This is a genomic window from uncultured Legionella sp., assembly GCF_937871865.1.
Lineage (GTDB): Bacteria > Pseudomonadota > Gammaproteobacteria > Legionellales > Legionellaceae > Legionella.
The window spans coordinates 1-4,295 of the sequence record NZ_CALMPD010000307.1 but is presented as its reverse complement, the minus strand read 5'-3'; the positions used below and the strand labels follow the sequence as shown (position 1 = coordinate 4,295).

The following is a 4,295-nucleotide window of genomic DNA, read 5'->3' as shown; positions in this document are numbered from 1 at the left end:
TTGATTTAGTAAATCGCCACATTCTAGCTACTTCCTCTTCCCATGTAGTTAGGGTTTTACCTAGGGAAGCTAAAGCTTTAAAAGGACTTTGTTTGGAAGGTGAAGCAGAAAGAATGTTTAGACGGACTTTCACGTCTCTAAAATTGTCAGGAATGAATTTTTCCACAAAAATGGCAGCACAAATATCGACTGATATTACTACTGGTTTATTTTCTCCTATCTTCGGGCAAATAGACCCACTAAGGGTTGCAGAGGTTGATAGATCTCTTCGTATAGCTCAAGAATATGGCATTAGACTAGATAACGGTAACTTAAAAGATAATAAACTCAATGCATTAATATCCGATTATCCATCTCATGGCTTTGTTATCGATAGAGAGGAAACTCGAGGATTATTTAATAAAGTATCAAATTTAACTGGAGAGCTTCGTACCATCTCGGATTATGGCAGGTATTTAGTAAGTGCTATACTTAAAGACAGAGAAAATTGCTTTGACTTTATTTCAACTCAAGTTGAAGATATTCAAGAGCAAGGAGCAAACCATGAAGAATGACGACAAAATTAATCAAGTCTATGAAAGTATAAATAAAAAAAGTGTTGCGAGCGCAAGTTTATATGATCATAAAGTTCAACGAAATGATGCTTTTGTAAAGTTTACTCCCGAAGTAAAAAAATCCTCTCCGACCTCGAAAAAAGAGAATGTTAATTTGATTCACTCTATGACTAAAGGTTGATTATGGAAGGGCATGCCGTACTTTTTAAAGTTGTTCAAATTAAACGCATTGTTTTTTTCTGAAAAATCGTCCATAATATGAATATCTCATCTGCCCAAGGCAGAAGGAGTTGAGCCAACGTTATGCGTTGGCTTCTTTATTTCTAGTGTTGTATTTTTTCATGAGCTTTCTTTTTACATTTTCATATTCTATCCAATAGGCTGTGATTAAAATCAGTTGACCATTTCTAGTTTTTTTCATTATGGCAATATAGTCATGTTCTTTTAGCCACACGTAGACTTTGAGGCTTCCATCACCTTCTGTATTTTCCCAAGCTAGTATGTCTGGATGATTATAACTTTCTAGCATGGGTTTTAACCAAGGTAACCTTTCACATCGCCTATAATCTGGGAGTCGTCCACATGCTTCGTCTTCTCGGGTAGTTATGTGCCAAAATGTGAGCTCTTTTTCTTCATCTTTTTGTTTTGAGACTATTACAAGGGTTCCGCTATACTTGGTTTTATTAGCAATAAAATCAGTATGAAATATTTGATAAAGTAGCTCGTAAGTATCATGACTCCATGGGTTTATATTAAAGAGTGGTGGCAACCAAGAGGGTAAATTCATAATTCTATTCCTTCTGCTGGTTTCCATTCGTTTGTTGTGGACTAAACAAAAATAAATTAAATTTTTCTTCAGTTAATGGGGTGGATTTCATCAACGTTAATGGATATTTAAGTTTGGTTTCTATAAGGTTGATAATATCTAGCTTTGCAGAGTTTCCATGAAGATTTCGATGTTTATATGTTAATGCTCCAAGAAATAAATCAGTCAGTTGTATAAGATGTGATTCATTTGAATGTACATTTTGAACCTTGCCAACCATTTCCTCAGTGAAATCGTAGACATTATTACATAGGATTTTTTTTAACTGGCTATTTCTTAAGCGACTACGTGTATCTTTAATATCAAGATAAATATCATATTTATTGTCTGGGCTTAGCAATTTATTTAGTAATGAAAAATACATTTTATAATAAAATGTATCGTGAGAATTTTGATTAAAACTTTTATGATTAAGATGCGATTTATTTAAAACAACCAGTGCTCTAAAATGTAGAGCCGGTTCTTTAAAAAACCAATTTATCAGGTCAAAATAAAAATCTTGACGTGAGCTTGATACTTTTACCCATTTTAACTCTCCTTTAGCATTATGCTTATTTTTGATATCAGAGATTTCTTTAGACAAACGAGCACCTTCTGACTTAGGGCACCAAATAGCACCTAAAGCCATGACAGGTTGTCGATCATTTTCCAAGTGACATGATTCATCACAATAAATATTGTACATTTCCATACATTAATTCTCTTTTGTGTAATTGCTGTTTTATTTTATAGATCAGCTTAACTAAATATGGGATTTTTGGATCATATTTAGAACAATTTTGATTTGAACCCCAGGCTTAATGCCCCATAAGTGCCCCTTGATAACAAATTATTGAATTAATATCAATTAAAAACAGTGTATTGTAACGACATTGCATGTGATTATACATCCCTTGTTGTCATTTATTGCCAACTGTTGTAACCTTCTGCCACTTTTTACTGCATATAATATTTTAATGGCAAACATCGAAAAAAGAATAAGCAAAGAGGGTAAATTAAGTTATCGAGTCAAAGTGCGATTAAAAGGTTTTCCTGCCCAGCAAGCAACCTTTGAGCGATTAACAGATGCTCGCAGGTGGGCACAACAGACTGAAGCTGCTATCCGTGAAGGCCGTCACTTTAAAACAACAGAGGCAAAACGTAGAACGCTTGGCGAGCTGATTGATCGTTATATCAAAGATATTCTCCCCACAAAACCCAAAAATAGCAAAAATAGAACATTACACCTCAATTGGTGGAAGGAGGAACTTGGGAAATACAGTCTAGCTGAAATATCACCAGCCCTTATTGCGGAAAAAAGAGATAAATTAGCAAACGGTATAACAAGGCGACATATAAAGCGCTCACCCTCAACTGTTGTTCGCTATATGGCGGCTCTTTCTCATGCCTTAACTATTGCAGTAAAAGAATGGGGCTGGCTTGATGACTCTCCCATTCGTAAAGTTACAAAACCAAAAGAACCACGCGGTCGAGTTCGATTTTTATCAGACGAGGAGCGTTCTCGCTTTTTAGATGAATGTAAAAATAGCGAACATCCGTATCTTTACATTACAGCAGTGTTAGCTCTTTCAACTGGTGCCCGTCGTATGGAAATCTTTGGCCTTGATTGGAAAAGCGTGGATCTCAACCGTGGTGTTATCACTTTAGATGTGACAAAAAATGGTGAACGACGTGTTTTGCCTCTAGTTAGTCATGCTCTTGAACTTATGAAGCAGCACGCTAAAGTACGTCATGTTAGTTCCGCTTTGGTTTTCCCTGGGAAAAATATAGATAAACCAGCTGATCTACGTGCTCCTTTTGAAAATGCCTTAAAGCGTGCAGGAATCACCGATTTTCGCTGGCATGACCTACGCCATAGCTGTGCATCTTATCTTGCCATGAATGGTGCAAGCCTAGCTGAAATAGCCGAGATTCTAGGTCATAAAACATTACAAATGGTTAAGAGATACGCCCATTTATCGGAAGCTCATAAAAGCAAGGTAGTGACGAGAATGAACGAAGCGATTTTTGGCTAAGGAATTTATTATATGTCTAGTAAAAGTATGGATTATGAGTGGTGGACGAAGCAGGATTTATGGCGTGTCCATGCAGCTATTTCTTTGATTTTAGGACAAGAGCCCAAAGAGGATGATGATGTGTGGGAATATGCAATTAGTTCAGGCTCGCAATTTAGTAAAAATAAGCAAATGTTTGAAGCAAGTGTGGCCCAAAATGAAAGCTTAATTATTTATGAGAAAAACAAAAAAGATTTTCTGTTGCATTGGGTTAAACCGTCAGTTTTTCTTTCGTGGGTTCAAAAAAAGAATTTAGAAATTCCTAGTGACTTAATGCGATTAATTGGGGGATGTGAAGAAGATATTCCACAGATGGAAGAAAAAAAGCGTCCAAATCAAATGGATAAATTAATATGCCAAGCAATTGCTCGGACGCTATGGGATATCTATCCGCATATGACCATAGAAGAGATGACAAAACATCATGCAATTCAAACATATGGGAACGGCAAACAATATAAAGGAAAAAATACCCTTCGTGATTGGCTGCGTGAAGTTGATCCCCGATCTGAAGATGAAAAAACAGGACGTCCTTCTTCTAAAAAATAATACCCGTTGAATTTATAAAAGTACCTTTCTACATTAAACGGGAATTTTTAAACACCGTTAATGTCATTACTCTGTTCTGCGATAAGAGGCGATTTTGCTACGTTTCGTAATGTTTTGGAGAATAAATAATGACAAATAATACCCGTTACATCCCCGTTCCAAATTGGAATAACCACCATGAGTGGCCACGTATAGGTGGCCTACGCAATTTAATCTTCAATCGAAAAACAAATGGATTTGACCAATTTAATGTTATCCACTCACCTTACGCACAGCACCTTGCCTCCTAACTAAAACTCATTAAAATTCTTC

The 4,295-nt window shown here is 36.0% G+C and carries 6 protein-coding genes; 4 read left to right on the top strand and 2 right to left on the bottom strand.

Going from position 1 to position 4,295, the window contains the following annotated elements; genetic code table 11:
- Together Q0495_RS16620 and Q0495_RS16615 are read left to right on the top strand one after the other, a co-directional pair.
- Positions 1–554 (top strand): hypothetical protein (locus Q0495_RS16620; RefSeq protein WP_298628411.1); only part of this gene is annotated, 554 nt, incomplete at its 5' end.
- Positions 544–735, top strand: a complete 192-nt coding sequence (locus tag Q0495_RS16615) for a hypothetical protein (RefSeq protein WP_298628407.1) — start codon at positions 544–546, stop codon at positions 733–735. The genes Q0495_RS16620 and Q0495_RS16615, both read left to right, overlap by 11 nt.
- Before the next feature lie 120 nt (positions 736–855).
- Here Q0495_RS16615 and Q0495_RS16610 read toward each other — a convergent pair whose 3' ends face one another.
- Positions 856–1,341, bottom strand: coding sequence for a hypothetical protein (locus Q0495_RS16610; RefSeq protein WP_298628404.1), 486 nt, complete (start codon positions 1,339–1,341; stop codon positions 856–858).
- 4 nt (positions 1,342–1,345) lie between these two features.
- Entirely contained in the window at positions 1,346–2,071 is a 726-nt protein-coding gene (locus Q0495_RS16605) for a DUF3800 domain-containing protein (RefSeq protein WP_298628401.1), read from the bottom strand.
- 187 nt (positions 2,072–2,258) lie between these two features.
- On the opposite strand from Q0495_RS16605, the gene Q0495_RS16600 reads away from it, so the two are divergent.
- Both Q0495_RS16600 and Q0495_RS16595 read left to right on the top strand, forming a co-directional pair.
- Positions 2,259–3,395 carry a site-specific integrase gene (locus Q0495_RS16600; RefSeq protein ID WP_298628409.1) on the top strand — a complete coding sequence of 379 codons (1,137 nt, stop codon included), beginning with the start codon at positions 2,259–2,261 and terminating at the stop codon, positions 3,393–3,395.
- Positions 3,396–3,407: 12 nt separating this feature from the next.
- On the top strand, positions 3,408–3,983 hold the full coding sequence (locus Q0495_RS16595; protein WP_298628398.1) for a hypothetical protein: 576 nt from the start codon (positions 3,408–3,410) through the stop codon (positions 3,981–3,983).
- Positions 3,984–4,295 lie beyond the last annotated feature (312 nt).